This window comes from Flagellimonas pelagia, from assembly GCF_003584135.1.
Taxonomy (GTDB): Bacteria; Bacteroidota; Bacteroidia; order Flavobacteriales; family Flavobacteriaceae; genus Flagellimonas; species Flagellimonas pelagia.
On record NZ_QXFI01000033.1, the window covers coordinates 285659 to 309834 of the forward strand.

At 45.4% G+C, this 24176-nt stretch carries 16 protein-coding genes; all 16 read right to left on the reverse strand.

Features of this window, described 5'->3' with window-relative positions:
- Positions 1–3: 3 nt before the first annotated feature.
- Positions 4–7110, reverse strand: a complete 7107-nt coding sequence (gene sov, locus D2V05_RS15400) for a T9SS outer membrane translocon Sov/SprA (RefSeq protein ID WP_119648476.1) — start codon at positions 7108–7110, stop codon at positions 4–6.
- Positions 7111–7115: 5 nt separating this feature from the next.
- Positions 7116–7697, reverse strand: a complete 582-nt coding sequence (gene ruvA, locus D2V05_RS15405) for a Holliday junction branch migration protein RuvA (RefSeq protein WP_119648477.1) — start codon at positions 7695–7697, stop codon at positions 7116–7118.
- Between the two features lie 35 nt (positions 7698–7732).
- The gene (locus D2V05_RS15410) at positions 7733–10030 is read right to left on the reverse strand and encodes an NADP-dependent malic enzyme (protein ID WP_119648478.1); all 2298 of its coding nucleotides are present in this window, start codon (positions 10028–10030) and stop codon (positions 7733–7735) included.
- 136 nt (positions 10031–10166) lie between these two features.
- On the reverse strand, positions 10167–11492 hold the full coding sequence (locus D2V05_RS15415; protein WP_119648479.1) for an MFS transporter: 1326 nt from the start codon (positions 11490–11492) through the stop codon (positions 10167–10169).
- A gap of 128 nt (positions 11493–11620) precedes the next feature.
- Positions 11621–12541, reverse strand: a complete 921-nt coding sequence (queG, locus tag D2V05_RS15420) for a tRNA epoxyqueuosine(34) reductase QueG (protein ID WP_119648480.1) — start codon at positions 12539–12541, stop codon at positions 11621–11623.
- A gap of 41 nt (positions 12542–12582) precedes the next feature.
- Positions 12583–12993, reverse strand: a complete 411-nt coding sequence (locus tag D2V05_RS15425) for a DsrE family protein (protein WP_119648481.1) — start codon at positions 12991–12993, stop codon at positions 12583–12585.
- A gap of 3 nt (positions 12994–12996) precedes the next feature.
- Complete coding sequence (locus D2V05_RS15430) at positions 12997–13680, reverse strand: Tat (twin-arginine translocation) pathway signal sequence containing protein (protein ID WP_119648482.1); 684 nt, start codon at positions 13678–13680, stop codon at positions 12997–12999.
- A 12-nt stretch (positions 13681–13692) separates the two neighbouring features.
- Positions 13693–14769, reverse strand: coding sequence for a c-type cytochrome (locus D2V05_RS15435; RefSeq protein WP_235855474.1), 1077 nt, complete (start codon positions 14767–14769; stop codon positions 13693–13695).
- Between the two features lie 205 nt (positions 14770–14974).
- Positions 14975–15997, reverse strand: a complete 1023-nt coding sequence (gene ruvB / locus D2V05_RS15440; RefSeq protein WP_119638593.1) for a Holliday junction branch migration DNA helicase RuvB — start codon at positions 15995–15997, stop codon at positions 14975–14977.
- An 80-nt stretch (positions 15998–16077) separates the two neighbouring features.
- Positions 16078–16902, reverse strand: coding sequence for a GIN domain-containing protein (locus tag D2V05_RS15445; protein ID WP_119648483.1), 825 nt, complete (start codon positions 16900–16902; stop codon positions 16078–16080).
- 123 nt (positions 16903–17025) lie between these two features.
- Positions 17026–18840 (reverse strand): cytochrome c oxidase subunit I, encoded by a 1815-nt coding sequence (locus D2V05_RS15450; RefSeq protein ID WP_119638591.1) that lies wholly within the window; start codon positions 18838–18840, stop codon positions 17026–17028.
- Between the two features lie 42 nt (positions 18841–18882).
- On the reverse strand, positions 18883–19941 hold the full coding sequence (locus tag D2V05_RS15455; protein WP_119638590.1) for a cytochrome c oxidase subunit II: 1059 nt from the start codon (positions 19939–19941) through the stop codon (positions 18883–18885).
- 28 nt (positions 19942–19969) lie between these two features.
- The gene (locus D2V05_RS15460) at positions 19970–21307 is read right to left on the reverse strand and encodes a quinol:cytochrome C oxidoreductase (protein WP_119648484.1); all 1338 of its coding nucleotides are present in this window, start codon (positions 21305–21307) and stop codon (positions 19970–19972) included.
- A 17-nt stretch (positions 21308–21324) separates the two neighbouring features.
- Positions 21325–21894 (reverse strand): c-type cytochrome, encoded by a 570-nt coding sequence (locus D2V05_RS15465; protein WP_119638588.1) that lies wholly within the window; start codon positions 21892–21894, stop codon positions 21325–21327.
- Positions 21895–21898: 4 nt separating this feature from the next.
- Positions 21899–22426, reverse strand: coding sequence for a DUF3341 domain-containing protein (locus D2V05_RS15470; protein WP_119638587.1), 528 nt, complete (start codon positions 22424–22426; stop codon positions 21899–21901).
- 2 nt (positions 22427–22428) lie between these two features.
- On the reverse strand, positions 22429–24150 hold the full coding sequence (gene nrfD, locus D2V05_RS15475) for an NrfD/PsrC family molybdoenzyme membrane anchor subunit (RefSeq protein WP_119648485.1): 1722 nt from the start codon (positions 24148–24150) through the stop codon (positions 22429–22431).
- Between the last annotated feature and the right edge of the window lie 26 nt (positions 24151–24176).

The window sequence follows — 24176 nt, forward strand, 5'->3', positions numbered from 1 at the left end:
CTCCTAATTACCAAAGTTGTACCGCAACGTGAACCCTGCATTGATGGTCGTTTGCGGAAACGCCGTAGAAACGGCAAACTTGGAAAAGGAATGATCGTAGAAGAACAAGGCATTCAAACTTTTGCTCAGGGCATAATCGGCCGTGAACTTCATGGATATCAATTTTTGCCCGGAGGTGATCTGGTTGTTGTCGATATCCAAGTTTCGGATGATGGTAATGTTATCACGTAAGGATAGGTCGGCCTTCAGGTTCAAATCCCCCTTCAACCTAGTCTTTTCCCCTCCAATATTGGTCACGAACTTCACATCTTTAAAACGATATCCCAATCCAAGGGTATATTCCTTTCCATTGATTTCTGTCAACAAATTATTGTCAAAACTCAAGGACAAGGTCCTATCGGTCCTCACCTCTGCCAAAAAGCTGAAGGAGTTCACCATTTCAAAATCTACCCGTACCAACGGATTGAACTGGTCCGTAAGCACTACGTTGTTGATCAAGGTTTCAGGTAGTACATCTCCAGTTTCGGCATCGAACTGGGTGTTCTGGCGCTCCAAATTGGTCTGGAACTGGTTGATACTGTATGCCGCACGATAGCCATGGCTCAACGAGAATCGTTTGAACTTCTTCTTGAACCAACGGTTTTTCATTAACCCCGTGTACTTGATGTTCCAGTTCGGAATCGGGATTTCCCTAAAGGCATCCAGGTTCACCCGGTTCACATCCTGCCCGGTATAGGCCGCAAAGAAAGCAGGCAACAATACCTCTTGTTGGGTTTTTCCATATAGTTCTGGGAAACCATCCTCATCCAATTCCCCTGGATCTTGGCCCCTGTCAGAAACCAATCGATTGGCAATGGTAATCCTGTTCTCTTTGAACTGTTCAAACGTCTTGGAATCAAACTGGTCGCTCTTGTTGAAAATGGTACCGATCATGACCGTGGAAATACTGAAATTCCCCATCTCATTGACCAATCCGTCCTCAAAATTGATCCACTTTTCTGGACTATAATTTTCCTGTGAAGTATTGGTGTATTGCCTGTCCGCACTCAAGTCAATGGTAATGTCCTGTGTGGGTTGGGCCGTAGCAGTAACGTTGAGTTGCCTACGTGTGTTTTGAATGAATTGGGAATTATATTCGGGATAACTTGTCAACCAACCATTACGTGCCGCCTCGTAGCGTACATCGGACTGGCTACCAAAAACAAATCCCAAGGTTGGCCTTGCGGTACCGATGAACCCAACAGATTGGGTATAGCCTGGTAATACCGTACCATTGTTCTCGCTATAATTGACATTTACTCTTTTTACCATCGTCAGTACATCCACCAACGTATTGAATCCTTTGCTGGTCTTTCTTGGGCCATTGTCCTCTGTCCCATTGGCCGGGTTACCTGCTTTGTCCCTTCTGATGGGTGGCTGGTTGGCCGTTACCTTGCCATCCTTTTTCTTCAACCCCAGAAAATCGTACAGGCGTTGCATACTCAGGTTGGCCGTCAGGTTATGGGTGTTGGCGTTTTGTACAATATTGATGTTCTCTCCTGCCACCTCGATCAAGGCATCTCCCCCACGCTGCCAATCAAAATTACTGGTGTAGGTATATTGGGCATTGATGAAATTCAGGAACGGAATCTTACTGAACGGCAATTCATAGTTCAACTGCATTTGTTGGGCATGTCGGTTGGGTTCCCCAATATCAAAGAAGCCATCCCAAAGGTCCAAGGCTTGGTTGATACCCGAATCGGGATCATCATCCACATTGAAATAGTTTCGCACAATGTTGTTGTTCGAAGCCGTAAGGTTCACCCTCAGCGATTTGGTAATGCTATAATTCAAGGCATATTGCCAATTGAAAAGGTAGTTGCGCTGTTGCAACAACGGCAACTCCAAAGATTCCACCCCAGGCTCCAATACATCCCTAAATCGTTGTTGATTAAAGGAACGGTTGTAATTGGCATTCACCGAAATACTTGTCGGAAGCACATTGAAGTTCAAATCCTTCAGCCACTGCCAGTACCTGCTCATGAACAGGGAATCCTTTTTGGCAAACGGTGCCACATTGGACGGTTTAAAATTATAGTTGTACACAGCTCCCGTGGTCACATTTTGATCCCGTAGGTCGGCCACCTCAAAGTCACGGTGATTGGTCTCGTTGTATGAATAGTTGAAGGTGAAGTTCTCAATGTCAAAGAATTCTTCTTTTGCATCTTCCCCCCTGTTCTTACGGACCCCGATCAAATTGATACTGGTTCTTTTGGTGTAATCCTCAGCCTGTTTTTTTATGGTTTCCGCTTCCTCAGCCGTGGATGCAGCGGCAATGCGGTCATCCAATTTCAAGTCGTCATACACGGGATCGAACTCTGGCGTGATCAAGGTTTCGGAAATACCATAGTTAAAGGGTAATTGCAGGTTCCACTTTTTGGGGAACAATTGCCCCACATTCACATTGGTCACCACATCATAGGAAATGGCATCTTCCCTAGATCGTTCGTTCGGGGTTTGGTCGATGGAACCAAAACCAGAAGTACTTTTGCTACCAGTGGCCGATACATTGGCAAAATCGGCCATGTTGGCATCCAAGGCTGCGATGGCTGCCCATCCCCCCTTGTTGTCCAAGCCCGCCAAACGCAATTCGTTGAACCAAACCTCTCCTCGTGCAGGCACATCGTCAATGTTCTTTACACCGACCATCATGGCGCGGATACTTCCCAAAGATGGGTTACCCCTAATTCCGATACGGATAGTCCCTAACGTCCTTGGTGCAAATTCATCCACAAGCACCGCTTCGCCGTCCACAATTTCATAATAGTTGATATCGGTCAACGTTTGGTCGGAAATACCTCTGGACTTCACTTTGTTCAGGTCACTCAAGGCGATATCGATCTCGTTGACGGCAGGCCAGATTTCGTCAGCGGAAGAAGCTCCGTATGACGTAAACTGTAACGGTAATTCAATTTGATAGAAATTCTCGGAAAAATCCGTTCCTACTCGAAGGAACCCGACCAAAGGGGTATCACTGTCTGAATAATCCCCATTCAATATTTTTTCGGCGTGCATGAACATTTTGAGGCGTTCGTACTGCCTCACATCAATGTTTACACTTTTGAACACCCCCCTGGCATCCTGCGATTCCAAATTTTCCACCACAAAAGACAAGGATTGTTCATTCTGGCGGATAATGGTGTTGTTGTTGTTCAACTGTTCCCTAACCACTCCCGGAGGCAATACATAAGGAATAGGTTGCCTGCCATAGTTCTCCTCTATGTTTACCGTGTTCACGTCCGTTACGGTACCATCATCGGTAGGATCGTTGTCCACATCAGGTTGAAGTGAACTGGTATAGGTCCTCCAATCGCCACGGACCAAATCCAAAGTAGCAAAACGGAGTACCACATCATTGGTAAAGCCCGTAAGGTACATCCTCATAAAACTGATGGACCTAAAATCGGCAATACCTCCAACCGCATCGGTAAAATCGCTCAAAGGAATCTTATACTGTATCCATCTTCTATTTAACTGGGTACCGTTGGGCAAGGTTGGGGTGAGCCCTTCACGAATATCGGTCACATACTTATCGTTGATGGTCGTGTTCGGTTTGATCTGGATACGGTATTCGTAATAGCTGTTCACCGTGTTCATGGTTAGGTCCCTGTCGATATCTTCCACATCAGGAAGCGTGGTAGAACCCCTATTGGTGTTGGTCACGTCAACCGGCGAGTTACCCTGCGTATTGTTGAAATCGAGATAACGCTCCAAAATGGTTCCTTCTCGGTTCAAATAATATTGATAGTTGTCCAATGCAGGGTCGCTAGCAGGACCGTTATAAATGGCCTGTTCCTCCGCATCGTTAAGTCCGTCCAAACCAGCATCCTGAGCAGTCCTATTGGCTTCGTCAGCATCAAACGCATAAACCAACGATTGTGTGGAAGGCACTTGGCCCCAAATAGTTTCCCTTGGCACCTCGTTATTGGTGGTTGCTGGAAGTCCATTCTCGTATTGCTTGCGGCCATCCTTTAAAATATCCTCCGAGATGTTACCCAAGTTCAATACCAGTTCCCCCGCATTGGCACCCGTAGCTTGCCCATCCACATAGGGATCCAAAACCCAAAACTGGACAAACTCCACATTCGATTGCTCAAAGTTGGTACTGCTCAAAGGTCGCATGATCCCTGCCCATTTGTTATCGGCCGTTTCCGTTTCAAAACTTGGATTGGCATTGTAAGGTCCTTTTTGATTGGGATAATAGGCAATGTCCAAGGTACTCTGAACCTGGGTCTGGCCTTGTGCGATATCGGTCTCGGTAAACACCTCATCAATGAATACCCTACGGGTAGCGTTCAAGGAAATATCATTGTCCGATAAACCGGTAGGCCTTTGGTTGGTATAAAAAATAGGGTCGATGGTATACCACGACATTTTTGCCCTTTCGTACCCTACATCGATTCCTGTTCTGTCCTGCAAAAATTCCACTGGCGGGCTCGCCAACGTCCATCCCAAGGAGGAACGAATATCGATCAAGGCCTGGGCTCCTTCAAAATCATCCAGATAGGTTGTGGTCTCCCCTTGAAAATCAGCATTCTTCGGTGAGTTCGGCTGTAAAAATGCCACTTCTCCCCGCAACGAGAGATTAGAAGGCACATCGGTATCGATATTGGGTAACTTATTTGCCAAACGGGTCAAGAATGGAATCTCAGTACTGAAGTTTCCGTTCAGACCAAAAATGGTATTGTTCACGGGCTCCACCCCATAATTGGATTTTTGGGTAAGGGGCCGTTCGTTCAGATTGAGCAAGGTACCTCCCAAAACAAAGTTTTCATTGAACTGGTGTTCCACGTTCACCCCGGCGAATCGTCTTGTCTGTTGTCCGAAAACTGCATTGTTTTCCACAGAAATGTTGATGGGTGTATCCGAAGCAGCCAAGCTGGGATCCAAAATCTGGACTGTTCCTGCCTGATAGTTCACCGTATAATCGATGCCTTCCTGTAATTGCCTTCCTCCTGCGGTTACGCGAACTGAACCTTGCGGCACATTGAAGGCCCCAATCGGAATGCCGTTATTGCCCGAAGACTTGTATCGACCCTTGATCTGAAAACGGTTCTTTTCCGCATTTTGAAGGGAAGCCGCCTTGGTTTTGGCATACATATTTCTAAACACGTAGCGCCTTTGGTTGGCATTATACCCTTGGTCGTTTTCCACATCGTAGGTACCCCCTCCAAGTAAATCGAAAAGATATTCCCCAAAGGGTTCCACTTTGGTAAAGATGATACGCCCCGATTGGGAATCTACCGTTATGCCTTCGTAGTAATCAAAGAATCCATCACCTCCTGGTTGGATGTCATTATAGGAATTTAATCGGTCCAAATTGAAGACCCGAAGCAAAATCTGGTCCTCCAATCCGGATGGCCAGCCAATGTTTTGGTCCACTGGTGTGATGTAGTTCCTTGGTGTGGGATCGGAGTACAAAATGTTCAACCTAAAATCCTCTTGGCTCAATTGATAGGCGCCCGTGGAATAAATGTTCTTCATCATCAAGTCCCAAATGGGATCGTCAACATTGGTTATGTTGCTCTTCAGCAACTTCAAAACCAAAGTGTTGTTCTCAATAAGATTGGTCGTGGTGGAAACCGTTGTGGCATCAATCCCACCGTTGGCAAATTCTCCCACTTGATACACCTGTCCGTTAAAGGTATATTGGAAGGCCACACCCAAAACCTCATCATTGCTCAAACTTTGGCTCAGGGAAATATATCCCAATTGGGGATCAAAATCGTAATCCCTACCCGCTTCCAATTTCCGGGCATTTTCAAGAATGGCGTAGTCAAATCCTTGGTTCACTGGATACCCTGGAACATTAAAGCCGGATTCCACTGTGGCGATATCCCTGATGGATTGTGTCAACGCACCACCACTACCAATTTGATTGGGGTCATAGGCATTAGCTGGGTTTTGCGGTAGACCAGATGCAATGGCAGAGGGGTTGAAAAATCCAGCTGGATCGCCATTGTTTCTCCCGATACGGGTATTGTCCTCATTAGCCTCACCCAAATCCTGGATGGCCACCACATTCCGCACATTCTGGGTCTGTTGGTTCCGGTTGGTCACCCAAACTTCCAAACGGGTAATCTGAACCTGACTTTGGATGAAAGGATAATTTTCGAGGGCACGATCATAATTGTCCCTAAAATAATGGGCCAAGAAAAAGTGCCTGTCCTCATCGTAATCCAAAGCTGTCATGGAAAAATCCTTTACCTGTCCGCCACCTTGGGCAACCACGGTATTGTTCTGGGAACGCTGTTCCGAAAAGACGGCCGTAACGGTCGTTTTTCCAAATTTCAATTGGGTCTTGACCCCAAAAAGACTTTGAGCACCGGTAATCAAGGAACTATTGAGGGGCATGTTCACGTTACCTATTTCTATCTTTTGGAGTATATCATCTTCTGTTGGGGTATAGTCCAGTTTTACCAGATTCTGAAAATCGAAAGTGGCCTCTGTATCATAATTGGCGGTCACCTGCAGACGTTCCCCCACCTTCCCCAGCAAACTTAAGCTGATGCGCTGATCAAAATCGAACGACAGGTTGGTCCTGTTACGAGGTGAAAGGGCCGGGTTGTCATTCTTTTGCCACAGGACACCGAGATCCATAGCCACGGAACCTTGGGGAATCACCTCAATGGTATTTCCACCAAAAATGGATTCGAAGAAATTGCTATTGACGTAGAAATTGGGCAACAGGTTCTTTCTAGCTTCCTCACTGCCTTCCTTCTTGCCGGCATAAGCATCCGACTTTTGCTTGAAATAAGATTTCATTTGCTCCTTGCGCACCAAGTCATAATACTGCTCCGGGGTAAGGATGATGGGGTAATTGATATTATAATCCCCTACGCTTTCCGTATAGATGTAACGGTCGGTCTTGGGATCATAGGTATACTTGGCAATGATACTATCGGGATTATCTAAAATAAGGCGGCCAAGCTCCACTCCGGTTTGTACGGAATCCTGAGCCTGCTCGGTAGTTTCCTGACCCGTGACAATAGCCACGGCCAAAAAACTGACCATAAAGAAAATGTACTTAAAACGTGTTGGTTTAAGTATTGGTTTTGCCCCTCTTTTCAAACTAGTTACAAATTTTTCAGCGCCAGTTTTATAATGTTCTCTACGCTAAGTGAAGTGTCTTGGGCAAGCACCTTGTCCACCACCTTTTCAGATTGCTTTCTGGTGAAACCAAGAACCTCTAATGCAGATAACGCTTCTTCTTTATTTGTATTGTTTGTTTGAGGTGAAACTTCACCCATATCGTAAACTTTCAAAATCTTGTCCTTTAAGTCCAAGATTACACGTTGGGCCGTCTTGGCCCCGATGCCCTTTACTGCCTGAATTGTGGCCACATCCCCACTGGCAATGGCATCCCTGACATCGGTTGGGGAAAGGGAAGATAACATGGTTCTTGCGGTACTGGATCCCACTCCTGAAACCGAGATCAGCAAACGGAACACTTCCCGTTCGGAACGCTCCGCAAATCCGAATAAGGTATGGGAATCTTCCTTGACCAATAAATGGGTATACATATGGATGTTTTCCTGATCCTTGAGCAAGGAAAAGGTGTGTAGGGAAATGTTCAAAAAATAGCCTACTCCATTGCATTCCACAATAACGTAGGTTGGGTTTTTCTCGACCAGTTTTCCTCTTAGATGTTCTATCATCAGGTTTTTGGATTGCTTGTTTGCAGGTTATGGATTTACTCCTCACCCATTCGAGCCTTTCTCCTTTTTTCCCTTTCTTGGGCATCAATAACCGCCACGGCTGCCATGTTCACCATTTCATCCACACTGGCACCCAATTGCAAGATATGCGCCGCACGAGGCAGACCAACCATGATCGGGCCAATGGAATCGGCATTGTTCAACCCTTTTAGTAGTTTATATGTGATGTTGGCAGATTCCAAATTCGGAAAAATCAGGGTGTTCACCTTTTTTCCAGAAATTTTGGAAAACGGGAAATTGTTATTTGCAAGGTCGGAGCTCAAGGCAAAATCGGTCTGGATTTCCCCATCGACCACCAACTCTGGGTTACGTTCGTGCAAAATACGCACCGCTTCCCTTACTTTTTGGGCATGTGGGTGTGCTGATGATCCAAAATTGGCATAGGATAGCATGGCCACCACAGGGTCGAAACCAAAGGTTTTGGCCACATTGGCCGTCATTTGGGCAATTTCGGCCAATTGTTCGGCATCTGGATCTATGTTGATGGACGTATCCGCCAAAAACAAAGGTCCCCTTGCCGTGATCATAATATTGACGGTGGATGCGTTCTTCACGCCCTTGGCCCTTCCCAACACCTCAAAAACGGGGCGAAGCACCCTTGGATATGATCGGGAATATCCAGAAATCAATCCATCTGCGTCACCTTCCTGCAACATCATGGCACCAAAATAATTGCGTTTGCCCATATTCACTCTTGCGCTATATTGGGTCTCGCCTTTGCGTTTCCTCGATTCCCAAAGCTTCATGGCATATCGGACGCGCATTTCTTTGGACTCTTCAGACCTCGGGTCGATAATCGGCACTTCCGCATCAAAATCCAGTTCTTTCTTCAAGCCTTCAATCGTCTCCTTATGACCCAAAAGTATGGGCTGGGCAATGCCTTCGTCGTGCACGATTTGGGCAGCTTTCAACACATCCAATAGCTCTGCTTCCGCAAAAACAATCCGCTTTGGATTGAGCTTGGCCCTGTTGTGCATCAATCGCACCACTTTGTTATCGTTACCGGAGCGTTGGTGAAGCTCTTCCTCATATTTTTCCCAATCCTGAATCGGCGCTTTGGCCACTCCGCTTTCCATAGCAGCTTTTGCCACAGCGGGTGGAATTTTTGTAATCAAACGGGGATCAAAAGGTTTTGGAATGATATAATCCTTACCAAACGTCAATCGTGTAGTATCGTAAGCAATATTCACTTGTTCCGGAACCGATTCACGAGTCAGATCGGCCAAGGCCCTAACAGCTGCCATTTTCATTTCTTCATTGATCTTGGTGGCACGAACATCGAGTGCGCCCCTAAAAATGAATGGGAAGCCGAGCACGTTGTTCACTTGGTTCGGATGGTCGGAACGGCCCGTTGCCATAATGATGTCCTTACGGGTCTTACAGGCCAATTCGTATTCAATTTCCGGATCAGGATTGGCCATGGCAAAAACAATAGGATCCTTGGCCATCACATTCAACATTTCCGGAGTAACCACATTAGCAATGGAAAGTCCAATGAACACATCGGCATCTTTCATGGCTTCTTCCAGGGTATCAATTTTTCGGTCGGTGGCGAATTCCAATTTCTCAACGCTGAGATTGGGTCTATCACTTCGGATAACACCTTTACTGTCCAACATTACAATGTTTTCGGCACTCGCACCAAAAGCCTTATAGAGTCGGGTACAGGAAACTGCCGCGGCTCCTGCCCCACTCACCACGATTTTTACTTCTTCAATTTTTTTATTGGCTATTTCCAATGCATTCAACAGGGCAGCCGCAGAAATAATGGCAGTACCGTGCTGATCATCGTGCATCACGGGAATATCGAGCTCTTCTTTTAGGCGTCTTTCTATTTCGAAGGCTTCCGGGGCTTTGATGTCCTCCAAGTTGATGCCCCCAAAAGTCGGTGCAATGGTCTTGACGGTCTCAATAAACTTTTCAACATCTTCCGTATCCAGTTCAATATCGATTCCATCGATATCGGCAAAAATCTTAAAGAGCAGACTTTTCCCCTCCATCACTGGCTTGGACGCTTCGGGGCCGATATTCCCCAATCCCAATACCGCGGTACCATTGGATATTACGGCCACAATATTCCCTTTGGCGGTGTACTTGTACACGTCGTCCTTGTTTTTTTCAATTTCCAAACAGGGCTCCGCAACTCCCGGTGAATAGGCCAAAGCCAAATCACGTTGGGTAGAATAGGGTTTGGTAGGTACAATCTTGATTTTTCCCGGTTGGGGCTTTGCATGATAAAGTAATGCCTCTCGTCTTTGTTTTTCCTTGCTCATAAGTTAGCCAATGAATTGGTAAAGTTAGGGCATTCCGAGTTTTTTAGGGAACATTCCTTCCATCAATTATTTATAGAATGTTACCCAAATGGCAATAAAGCCATTACCTATAGATATTCATCTGATATCTTGAAAGTTATAAGTCTATTTCAGGATTGTTTGTGTCTTTGGGCATATTCAACCGCGTGGCCAACAGTCCCGCGATCACAAAAAATGCACCTGCAAAGAGCATGGCATTTACCGAATTGCCACCCAACAGATTTTTGAAAATAGGTCCGAAAGTAAGGGTCTGGATACCCATGGGAATCACAATCATCATGTTCAAAATTCCCATATAGACTCCCCTGCGTTCCTGGGGAACAATTTTGGAAACCATGCTATAGGGAATACCCATCATGGCCGCCCATCCTATACCAAACAATACCATCGGGAACAGCACATAGACCGGGTCCGAAATATGTGGAATGGCAATCAAGGCAATGGCTGTACCAAAAAGACTCAAGGCATAGATTTTCTTACCTCCAAATCGAAGGGTCAGTGGCACCAGTATCAATGCCACTACAGCAGTCACCACATTATAGGTGGTACTCATTTTGGCTGCCTGCGCCGCTGCTTCGGAAGTATCATACCCCATGGTAACCCTGAACAAGGGTGTTATAAACTGCCAATACACAAAAAGGGCATACCATTGGAACAGGTACACGGCCGAAAGCCTCCACATAAATCGTGGCATTTCTTTTACTGCGTGGCTAATCTCCACAAAAGGCATTTTAAACCGTTCGGCAAAAGGCAGGGACTTATGTTTGTTGATCTCTTCCAACTCCGCATCCGTGGGTGGAATTTCCGGGGTTTTTAATACGGACCAAGAAATAGTCGCGATAGACAGGAACGAGCCTATAAAAAACGAATAGTACAACCATTTTGGAATGGTCCCTTCAATATCCTGACCCCCACCAAACCAATCTTGGAACAAAAAGAGCGAGGCATTGGCCAACAGGATGCCCGCACCAACAAATAAACTCTGCATTTGATACCCCATGCTCAACTGTTCATCGGGCAATTTATCCCCCACAAATGCACGGTAAGGCTCCATGGCCATGTTGTTGCCCACATCCAGAATCCAAAGGAGACCAACGGCAAACCAAAGGGCGGGACTCAACGGGAAAGCAAAAAGGCATAAACTCCCCATAAGGGCGCCGATCAAAAAGAAGGGTTTTCTCCTACCCCATCGAGGGGACCAGGTCTTGTCCGAAATGGCTCCTATCAATGGTTGTATGACCAATCCTGTCACAGGTCCGGCTATATTTAAAATAGGGAGAATTTCCTCTTTGGCACCAAGGAATAGAAATATGGGATTTATGGCGCTTTGCTGTAATCCAAAACTGTATTGGATTCCCAAAAACCCAACATTCATGTTGAAGATTTGCCAAAAACTAAGTTTGGGCTTAATTCTGTTGAGCATAGTCTGAGCTTGGTTAATTTTCTAAAAATCGTATCCAGAAATACGTATTTGCCAAAATATTACCGTCAATATAGCATTTTTCATCATTTTAACTCAAAAAATGATTAATGAAATAGTAGGGTTTAATATCAATCTTTCAAAAATTCAATATTTCTTTTTAACCCCTCCCATTTGGTTCTTTTTACCGCCGACTTCTTGAAGATCTCTCGAAAAACTTCTTCGGTAATTTCTTCCCAATCCTTTTTTGAATAGTTGAGCAAGTCCGGATTCGGGTTGAAGAGGGGTTCTTGGTGCGGTTTGGAAAATCGGTTCCAGGGGCACACATCCTGGCACACATCACAACCGAACATCCAATCGTCCAGCTTGTCATGAAACTCGGATGGTATTTCATTTTTCAATTCGATGGTAAAATAGGAAATGCATTTACTTCCATCCACCACATAAGGTTCCACAATGGCTTGGGTAGGGCACGCATCGATACAAGCGGTACAGGTTCCACAATGGTCGGTTACCGGAGTGTCATATTCCAATTCTAGATCCACAATGAGTTCGGCGATAAAGTAAAAAGACCCTACTTGTTGGGTCAACAGATTGCTGTTTTTCCCGATCCAACCCAAACCACTCTTGGCGGCCCATGCCTTGTCCAAAACAGGCGCCGAATCTACAAAGGCACGACCATGCACTTCCCCGATTTCCTCTTGAATAAAATAGAGCAATTGTTTAAGCTTGTCCTTTATCACAAAGTGATAATCGGTTCCGTAAGCGTATTTAGAAATCTTGAACGATTCTGGATTTTGCTTTTCAGACGGGTAATAATTCAACAGTAGGGAAATGACCGATTTGGAGTCTTCCACCAATTTAGTGGGATCCAGTCTTTTGTCGAAATGGTTTTCCATATACCCCATTTCGCCATGCATATTTTGGTTGAGCCATTTTTCCAATCGAGGTGCTTCCGTTTCTAAAAAACCTGCCTTGGAAATACCACACGACAAAAAACCGAGGCGTTTGGCCTCGGTCTTGATCTGCTGTGTCCATTGGGCGGTGTTCATGCCCTAAAGTTAGCGGATATTCGGATGAACTAAAAATACATTCAGTTCACTTCTTTTATATACCCCCAACCTTCCTTCTGTTTCATCACGATTTCAAAAATCCCGTCGGGAACAGAGCCCACTCCGGGAATCAAATCATCGTTGACCATCTTATGTCGTTTCATGGTCTGCTCACAGACCACCACCGATACATTGCTCCTTTTTACCATTTCGGCCAAGGTTTCCCCAGCCACGGAAGCCTTTCTATCCACCATTTTAATGGCACCACTGTAGATGACCATTTCAAATTGGGAATCGGGATAAGCTTCGGCCATCAATCGCAAATGCTTGGCCGCGGTTCGGTGTACATCTGGGTTGGCGCTGGTTACATCAAACACTACTTTGATGGGTTCTTGCTGGGCCACAATAATCCCTGACACCAACATGAATAGGAATAAGATCAACTTTCTCATATCCTAGACAATATTTCCAGCAAAAATGTATCCACAGCCTTCCTCTTGGGCCCTGCCCAAAGCCCATACCCCAGAAGGTACTATCTGGATTCCGGGCAATACTGCAGCCTTCCACTCCTCGTATACTTCACCAGGATCCTTACCTGCAGCCTGCGCCGCAAAACTACTGTACACGTTCAACGCCAAATTGCAAACACAGAACATGGCTCCCCTACCGATCATATCCTTGATGCCCTGGATCATGGGTAGTGGAAAATCGCCTTCCTGCGGTTCGTAGTAAGGATTTCTGTCATAAACAGTCCCATCCGCTTTTTTAACATGGAACATTTCCCCTAAGGGATACTTTTTCCATAAATCGTCGTGCAAAGCAATTGGTATGGCGTCGTGTCTTAGTACCGTCATGGCGGTAACATCATTGTCCGGGGATCCCATTTCGTTGTTTGATAAATAATAGGCCCAGTTCCAAATAATCGGAAATCCCTTGTGGGGGTAGGATCCATCGTACACTACACGGTGATTCCCTTTAATGGTTTTCATCCAAGCCTCTGCATCATTCATTATTGAATGTGAAAAATCTGCCATTCCTGCCAGCGCAGGATTGGAAAAAGCCGATAATGTGGATGCAGTGGCACCCAACATCATCGCTCCCATAAACTTTCTTCGCGATGTTGCATTTGTTGTTTCCATTATTAATTGTGTTTATTTGGTTTTCTTGAGTTGATACTCCTTTTGGTAGAATTCCATAATGGGTTGGAATGGTCCCAGCTGATGCTGTTCCTCTGAGAAAGGATCCACGTAGGGGCCGTAGGGCGTGGAGACAGGCTTTTTGAGAAGATTTGGAAAATCGGCTTCCCTATTGGCCTTGGTAGGCCGAAGCTGTTGGTTGATGAATCCGGCCACATCATAGGCCTCTTCATCCGTCAAAATTGGATTTTCGTATGTAGTGCCAAAAGGCATATTGGCCTTTATGAATTCTGCAGCGGTAATCACACGGGTCATACCGGCTCCGTTATTATAGGAATCCGGTCCCCACAGGGGCGGGTACAGATATAGATCGCTATCGGCCAATTTTTGGCCTTGGCCATCCACTCCATGGCAAACGGTGCATTGCTGGTCGAAGACTTTTTTCCCGTGGTCCAAATCCACGGCTCGATTAGGAAGCTCAAGTTTCACAAAACCTTGACCTTCAATTTTGCCATCGGATGGTGCTGTTTTCCCCAGCCAGTCCATATAGGCAACCAAAGCTACCATGGCCTCATTGTCCTCTGGCATTTTACTGCCGTTCATGCTTCGTTCCATGCAGCCGTTTACCCGTTCCTGAATGGTTCCGATCTTGTCCTCACGACCACGATATTGTGGAAAACGTTTGACCACTCCTATAACAGGAGCAGCAAAAAGTTGGGTACCCGCATTGAGGTGGCAACTGGCGCATGCGAGATTGTTTCCAGCAAATATTTGATTGCTATCGGTTTGTTTGGGACCGATATGCAGAGGGGTATTCCTGAAAATTTCAAAGCCTTTTTTGATCAAGTCATTTTTTGCTGAGGCGGTCAGTTGGTTGACATCAAATTCGCCATATTCCACTTTTGGAGTTTCACTATCTGGAGAAAACAACCCATCAAAGGCCCCAAAACGCAACATCAAAATGACAAAGGACAGCAAAATAATCGTCCCCATTCCAATACCGACCTTAAGGCACAGCTTTTTAATCTGTACCGATAGGATTTGGAAATCCCCACAATGCGGTGCGTTGGTATTTTTTATTGGTTCACCCATAAAGTAAAAGGTTGCGACCACTACTCAAAAGCAGAAAGTACAAAACGTAAAATTGGGGACTAGAACCTTGTTTTTTCCATTGTTGAATAGTCAGGAAATCATTCCAAACACACCTAAACCACTGATAAACAAAGTACTATGTAAGATACAAAAAAGATTTGGATTTTTTAACATTTTAGAAGCCCACCCAAAATGAAGGAAGCTTTTAAAAAAGCCCTCCTTGCACACCTCCTTTGATCCTTCCCAAGTGCTTGTACGCCAATTCGGTAACCTCTCGACCCCTCGGTGTGCGCATGATAAATCCTTGTTGGATCAAAAAAGGTTCATAGACTTCTTCAATGGTTTCGGCACTTTCCGAAACGGCTGTGGCCAAGGTGGTAATCCCCACAGGACCACCTTTAAACTTATCGATGATGGTGGTCAAAATCTTATTGTCCATTTCATCCAAACCATGGGCATCCACATTCAGGGCCTTGAGGCCAAATTGGGAAATATCCAAGTCGATACTGCCATTCCCTTTGATCTGGGCAAAATCCCTCACCCGTCGTAACAGGGCATTGCAAATCCTTGGGGTTCCACGGCTTCTTCCTGCAATTTCAATGGCCGCTTCTTGGGAAATAGGCACTTTTAAAATTTCGGCGCTACGTTCCACAATGGTGGACAACAGCTCTGTGTTGTAATATTCCAATCGACTTTGGATACCAAATCTTGCACGCATCGGAGCCGTTAACAAACCTGAACGTGTGGTGGCACCTATCAAGGTGAACGGATTCAGGTTAATCTGTACAGTACGGGCATTGGGTCCCGTTTCGATCATGATATCAATCTTGTAATCCTCCATGGCGGAATACAGGTATTCTTCCACAATGGGGCTCAAGCGATGAATTTCGTCAATGAACAACACATCCCGTTCATCGAGATTGGTCAACAAACCTGCCAAATCTCCTGGTTTATCCAATACTGGGCCAGAGGTCACTTTGATGTTCACCCCAAGTTCATTGGCCAAAATATGGGCCAAGGTGGTCTTCCCCAATCCCGGAGGACCATGAAAAAGGGTATGATCGAGGGCCTCTCCGCGAAGATTGGCCGCCTGCACAAATACCTTTAAATTTTCCAATACCTGTGCCTGTCCAGTGAAATCATCGAACGAAATGGGGCGTAACGCCCTTTCAATATCGAGTTCCTCTTGACTGAAATTTTCGGCTGTCGGGTCTAAATGTTCGTTCATCGCTTAACAAATATAGTCGAAAACGACATGGCAAGAAATAATCTTCCCGTATAGAAAAATTGCAAATCAATTAACCAAGTTCATTCCATCTTCTTGATGAGTTGTGAAGTATCCAAGAATTCAAGAACCGTGATTTGCGGTGTTCCATAGAGGTATACTTTGGAATTTCCTTTAACACTGAGTTCAAGGTCTCGAAAGGCATACACCCAAGCACTGGGATCATTCTCCATGGTGAGTATCAGATTGCCTACCTCCATTTTCTCTCCTTTAAATTTAGCATCTCCCATCAGTTTCACCTGAATCCTGTCCGATGTGCCTTCAATGGCCAAGGTGGCATTACCTTCCATATCCACCAGACCGGTTTCATTCACGGCATATACATAAGCCTCTGCCCTATGACCCATGCTGATGTTCAACGAATCCACATCCACATTAAAATTGCCATTGCTTGTATCCTCCAAGTTGATGTCCATTACGGCTGCATTGGCCTTGATATCCAATTTGGTGTGGTTGAATCCATCCACGAACAACTCATCACTTTCAATAATATCCTTGGACACCATACTACCATCCTTTACGGTGATGGCCTTCAAATCGGTATAGTTGATGGTGATGTCGAACTGCTTCTTTGCCGTAACATCATAGTATGAACTGATGATCAACGTACTATCCTGCACATTGAACTTTAAGATGTCAATGAGGTTGTCGTCGGCCACAATACGGTATCCGGGGCCAAAGGATTTTTCCAAAACGATATCCAGATTATCATTGAGCACAATGGCGTTGAACGGAGGCAGTTCCTCGCTCACCTCGGTCACAATTCGACTTCCCTTGATTCTGGGTTTACGCTGGGCGATGGACAGCAGGGGTGAAATCACAAAAAGTAGGAGCATTATCTTTTTCACGGTTCTCTATTTTGGGGTACGGTTTCCTAAAGATATTATAATTAGTACAATTCTGTACATATCAGCATGCTACAAACAAAAAAGCCCATCCTAAAGGATGGGCCTTGTATAAGGTTCAACACATTAATGGTTGAGTTCTTCTTCATTTTCTTGCAAGGGGACGTTCTGCGGAACAAAATCCTGTCCAGCGATGATGTACTCCCCATTTTCATAGGTCTTACTGTAATCGTAAGCCCAACGGTACACATGAGGAATTTCCCCAGGCCAGTTTCCGTGGATATGCTCTTGTGGAGCGGTCCATTCCAAGGTATTGGAACCCCAAGGGTTTACCGGTCCTTTTTTACCGTAGAATATGCTGCTGATAAAGTTGTACACGAATATCAACTGGGCCAATCCAGCGATGATGGCAAAAACGGTCATCAATACCTGTACGTTCGTCAATTCATCGAACATTGGGAATGCAGTGTTCTCATAGTAACGTCTTGGCACACCTGCCATACCTACAAAGTGCATCGGGAAGAAAACCCCATAAGCACAGATGGCGGTAATCCAGAAATGGACATAACCCAAGTTCTTGTTCATCATTCTGCCATAGAACATTTTTGGGAACCAGTGATAGATACCCGCAAACATTCCGTATAGGGCTGAAATACCCATTACCAAGTGGAAGTGGGCCACTACAAAATAGGTATCATGCACGTTGATATCCAACGTACTGTCACCCAAAATGATACCTGTTAGACCACCCGTGATGAAGGTAGAAACCAATCCAATCGAGAACAGCATAGCTGGGTTCAATTGTAGGTTTCCTTTCCAAAGTGTGGTAATGTAGTTAAATGCTTTTACTGCTGATGGTATCGCGATCAACAAGGTCGTAAAGGTAAATACCGATCCCAAGAACGGGTTCATACCGGATACGAACATGTGGTGGCCCCATACGATGGTGGACAAGAACGCAATGGCCAAGATAGAGGCGACCATCGCCCTATAACCGAAAATCGGTTTTCTTGCGTTGGTGGACATTACTTCGGAAGTAATACCCAAAGCTGGCAACAATACGATGTATACCTCGGGGTGTCCCAAGAACCAGAACAAGTGCTCATATAGTACCGGTGAACCTCCCTGATAGTGCAACACTTCTCCTTGAATAAAGATATCCGAAAGGAAGAAAGAGGTACCAAAGCTTCTATCCATAAGCAACAACAAAGCTGCTGACAAAAGTACTGGGAAAGAAACCACACCGATGATAGCGGTAACGAAAAAGGCCCAAATCGTCAATGGCAAACGGGTCATGGACATTCCCTTGGTCCTTAGGTTGATTACCGTAACGATATAGTTCAACGAACCCAAAAGGGACGATGCGATAAAGATGGCCATGGATACCAACCAAAGGGTCATACCCAATCCTGAACCTGGCTGTGCCATAGGTAATGCACTCAATGGTGGATAGATGGTCCAACCAGCAGCGGCAGGTCCTGCTTCCACAAACAAAGAACAAATCATGATCACACTGGAAACAAAGAACATCCAGTAAGACACCATGTTCATAAAGCCCGATGCCATATCCCTAGCACCGATCTGTAACGGAATAAGCAGGTTACTAAAGGTACCGCTCAATCCCTGTGTCAATACGAAGAATACCATCAAGGTACCGTGAATGGTCACCAATGCCAAATAAATATCGGCATCCATGACACCATCCGGGGCCCATTTGCCCAAAACGGCCTTGAAGATACCGAAAGATTCTCCCGGCCATGCCAATTGCATTCTAAACAACAATGACATTGCAATACCAACGAATCCCATGATAAGACCCGTAATCAGATATTGCTTGGATATCATCTTGTGGTCCTGACTGAAGATATATTTGGTTACAAAGGTCTCCTTATGATGATGCCCGTGATCTTCGTGTCCGTGTTCGTGTTCAGTAGCTGACATAATCTCTTTTAAATTTTGTTTTGGTTCTTTTCCTAGCCTGTATTATTCTGCGGGTGCCATGCTTGCCTTAAAGGTCTTCTGCTCCGCCATCCATTTATTGAATTCCTCCTCGGTCTCCACTATGATCTTCATTTGCATGTTGTAGTGCGACTTTCCACAAATCTTATTACAAAGCAAAAGGTAATCGAATTCCCATGGGTCCGAGTTGGGTAATCCCTGTGCAGCCTTTTTGGCCCTGATCTCGTTGGTTCTTTTTACTTTTTCCACCACATCCGGGTTCAAACGCATTTCCTCTGTAGTGACGGTAGGGGTAAACGAGAATTGAGTGATCATACCGGGAACACAGTTCATCTGTGCCCTAAAGTGTGGCATATAGGCTGAGTGCAATACGTCTTGCGACCTCATTTTGAAGTTGATTTTTCTGCCGACAGGCAAATGCAATTCCTTTACAATGACATCGTCATCACCATTGGGATCGGATTCATCTATACCCAAAACGTTGGCCCTATCGATATCGATCAAACGAACGTTGGCATCCCCAAGTACATTGTCGGCACCTGAATAACGAGCCGTCCAGTTAAACTGCTGTGCATATAGTTCCACTACCATAGGGTCATCATCCTCATTAAAATCCATTATGTTGCTCCAAGTGTACAATCCCCAAAGGATCAAACCTGCTAAGACAATAACCGGGATAATGGTCCAGATGAACTCCAAACGGTCGTTGTCCGCAAAGAAAAGTGCCTTTCTGCCTTTTTCTCCCCTGTACTTGAATCCGAAGTAATGCAACAAAGCTTGCGTGATGGTCTGCACAAAGAAAATGATCGCAAAGGAAATCCACATCAATTGGTCATACTCACCACCGTGTTCCGAGGCAGCTTCCGGCAACAACATTTTACCATAGCTCACAAAACTAAAAATGGTGATTCCGTAGATGAAAATCAGGAACCCGAACAAAAGATAGCCGTTGTTTTTATTATCGGAATCGTTCGCAATCTCGGCGTACTCTGTTTTGGCTTGTGACAATTCGAAAATCTTGGTCATTTGCCAAATTGCAATCGCCACCAATACCAGAACAGTCAATGTTAATAATGCAGTCATCGTTTATCTATCTAAGACTTAAATCGTATTAATAATGAAAATGTCTACTTTCTTCAATGAATGGGTTTCGTTTGGGCTGCAATGGAGCCTTGGTCAGGGTAGTGAACACCCAGAACACGAACAAACCACCAAAGAACAGGATACCTCCAATCTCAGGCAATCCAATATACCACTGATCACCAACGGTAGCAGGCATTATCATATTGAAAATATCCAAATAATGGCCCAACAATACCACGATGCCGGCCATTACCACAAACCAGTTCACCCGTTTGTAATCACTGTTCATGAGCACCAACAATGGGAACACGAAGTTCATGACCAACATACCGAAAAATGGTAATTTGTAATCTTGGAACCTTGCGATATAGTAGGTCACCTCTTCAGGGATGTCCGCATACCAGATCAACATGAACTGTGAGAACCATAGGTAGGTCCAGAAGATGCTGATCCCGAACATGAACTTGGCCAAATCGTGGACATGGCTATCGTTTACATTTTCCAAATATCCTTTAGACTTCAAATAGATGGTAACCATGGCAATCACGGTAATGCCCGATACGAACATACTGGCAAACACATACCATCCGAAAAGGGTACTGAACCAGTGTGGATCCACACTCATGATCCAATCCCAAGACATCATGGACTCGGTTACCAAGTAGAATACCAAGAAAGCTGCAGACCATCTAAAATTCTTTACAAAGTTGCTATTGTCATCCGACTCATCCTGTGCCAAGGACAATTTCCTGGAATACTCCCTGTAGAAAATCCATCCACCCAAGAAGATGGCCGCCCTGATCAAAAAGAAGGTAGGGTTCAAATACCCTGCCTTGCCCTGCAACAATTCATCATGTGCCACGGTTTCAGGATCCATCCACACAAACAAATGATTAAAATGTAATGCAGAAAGCAACAAAATCACAAAAACTATGATTCCACCAGGAACCAAGTATCCGGTGATTCCTTCCATCACACGGAACAATAAAGGGGACCAACCCGCTTGGGCTGCCCTTTGGATGGCGTAGAATGCCAACACTCCCAATGCTATCATAAAGAAGAAGAAAGCCGCAACATACAGGGCAGACCAAGGTCTGTTCTGCAATTGGTGCAACAAATGCGTGTCATGTGAAACGTCGTGTCCTTCTTCTTGGGAAGCCTGCGCACCATGGCCCTGCTCCTCTCCGTGGCTCTCCGCAGCTGCTTCCGCGTGGCCTCCTCCATGTCCTTCGTCATGTACCGCTACCATGGCCTTGGCCTCTTCCACTGTTGATGGGGCGGATACAAAACCTATTACCAAGAAAATTGCCCCAAGGGCCATGGCAATGAAAGATCCTATTCTAAGTCTGTTTGAAAAGGTGTACATAGTTTGCTCTTATCCAATTATTTTGTTAGGTCTTCCTTTAATTTCATCACATATTCGGACACCTGCCACATCTCTTTTTCGTTGGCGAACTGAGAGGCGTAGGAGCCCATGGAATTCAATCCGTAGTAGATGGTGTGGTAAGCCGTACCCACGGTAATGTTACGGGCCACATCATCATAACTGGGAACACCCAATATTTTTTCACGTTTTACAAGATTGCCTTGTCCGTCTCCCTTTGCACCATGGCAAATGGCGCAGTAGATGTCGTACAGTTCCTTTCCCTTGGCCAGGTCGGTTTCCATTTGAAGGGAATCCAATGGACTTGGGTTCAATCTTGCCAATTCTTTTCCTTCCGGAGTGTTTTCGAACTCATAGGGCATGTATCCTCTGGAAATGGTTCCTTCCACAGGCAGCATGGCCTCTGTTCCATCGGGGAACAAGCCATTGTCCACACCTTCATAGGTTTCATATCCCACGGGTTCGTACATGTTCGGCATGTATTGGTAGTTTGGTCTGTTCTTATCGGCACAGGATGCCACGAGCAGTACCAAGACCAAAGCAACACTTATTTTACCTAATTGCTTCATATTATTAAGACTCCTTTTCTGTAACTTTTACTTCTACCGCTCCTGTTTCCCACAAAAGATCGGCAAGTTCCTTTTCATTGTCGTGTACCCCAATTTCCATCAAAAAGTGGTCGTCGGTGGTACGTTTATCTGGGTTCTCCGCTTTTTTGAAGGGCCACATCCTACTTCTCAAATAGAAAGTGATCACCATCAAGTGGGCCGCAAAGAATACCGTTAACTCGAACATGATCGGTACAAAGGCCGGCATATTCTGCAAATAGCTAAAACTTGGTTTACCACCAATATCCTGTGGCCAATCCTCGATCATGATATAGTTCATCATGACCACGGCAACCGTAAGTCCCAAACAGCCATACATAAAAGAGGTAATCGCGATACGGGTGCCCGCCAATCCCATGGCCTTGTCCAGACCGTGCACTGGAAACGGGGTGTACACTTCCTCTATATGATGGTGCTCTGCCCTAACTTTTTTTACGGCATGCATCAACACATCGTCATCGTTGTAAAGTGCCTGAATAACTTTTGATGCCATAATTACTGTTTATCTTCATTTAGTTTTTTCGCCTGTCCGGCCCAATCATCACGTTGTGCCCTTCCTGGGAAGGAACCGGTAATGGAATCCAACAGGTCGTATTCTTTTTCGGTCATACGGCTTACCTGAGCAAAGGTGTAGATACCAATTTGGTTCAACGTCTGCTCCATTTGAGGACCGATGCCCTTCACTTTCTTCAGATCGTCCGCAGTCTCCGTTTCTGGGTTGAATGTTCCAATAGTCTCCAACAAAGTAGAAACATGTGCTTCGCTTGCTTCTGCTTTTGGAGCTTCTACTACTGCAGTTTTTCCTTTTACAGCTGGCATTTCATACAAAGGCTTGCCTGCTTCACGTAATTTTTTGTACTTCTCACCAGAAGCCTTCAAGATGGATTTTACTTCCGCCTGGGCGATTACTGGGAATGTTCTGGAATACAATAGGAACAATACGAAGAAGAATCCGATGGTTCCCACGAAGATTCCGATATCCACAAAGGTTGGGGAGAACATGGTCCAAGAAGATGGAAGGTAATCCCTGTGCAATGAAGTTACGATGATCACGAAACGCTCGAACCACATCCCTATGTTTACCACAATGGAGATGAAGAATGAGAACATGATGCTGGTACGCAATTTTTTGAACCACATGAACTGTGGAGAGAACACGTTACAGGTCATCATGGACCAGTAAGCCCACCAGTAAGGACCTGTAGCCCTGTTCAAGAAGGCATATTGTTCGTACTCCACTCCGGAATACCAAGCCATGAAGAGCTCCGTGATATAGGCGCATCCCACGATGGAACCTGTGATCATGATCACGATGTTCATCAACTCGATATGCTGTACAGTAATATATGCTTCCAAGTTACACACCTTACGCATAATGATCAAAAGCGTGTTTACCATGGCAAACCCGGAGAAAATAGCACCGGCAACGAAGTACGGTGGGAAAATCGTGGTGTGCCATCCTGGAATTACAGAAGTGGCAAAGTCAAAGGATACGATGGTGTGTACGGAAAGTACCAAAGGTGTTGCCAAACCGGCCAATACCAAGGAAACTTCCTCAAAACGCTGCCAATCCTTGGCACGTCCTGTCCAACCAAAGCTCAATATGCCATATATCTTTTTCTGGAAAGGTTTTACCGCCCTGTCACGGATCATGGCAAAGTCAGGCAAAAGCCCTGTCCACCAGAACACCAAGGATACGGATAAATAGGTTGAGATCGCAAATACGTCCCAAAGCAAAGGGGAATTAAAGTTCACCCAAAGGGATCCGAACTGGTTAGGGATAGGAAGTACCCAATAGCCCAACCATGGACGACCCATGTGGATGATCGGGAACAAACCGGCCTGAACAACGGAGAAAATGGTCATCGCTTCCGCAGAACGGTTGATCGCCATTCTCCATTTCTGTCTGAACAGCAAAAGTACCGCGGAAATCAGGGTTCCTGCGTGACCGATACCCACCCACCACACAAAGTTGGTGATGTCCCAGGCCCAGTTAACGGTTCGGTTAAGACCCCAAACCCCAATACCCGTGGAAACGGTATAAATGATACATCCTAGACCCCAAAGGAATGCCACAAGCGCAATGGTGAAAACAATCCACCACTGTTTGTTGGCCCTCCCCTCAACCGGACGGGCAATGTCCACTGATACATCGTGGTATCCTTTGTCTCCGACAACTAAGGGCTTTCGAATAGGTGCTTCGTAATGCGACGCCATAATTTATCTTCTAGTTACTTCTTTTT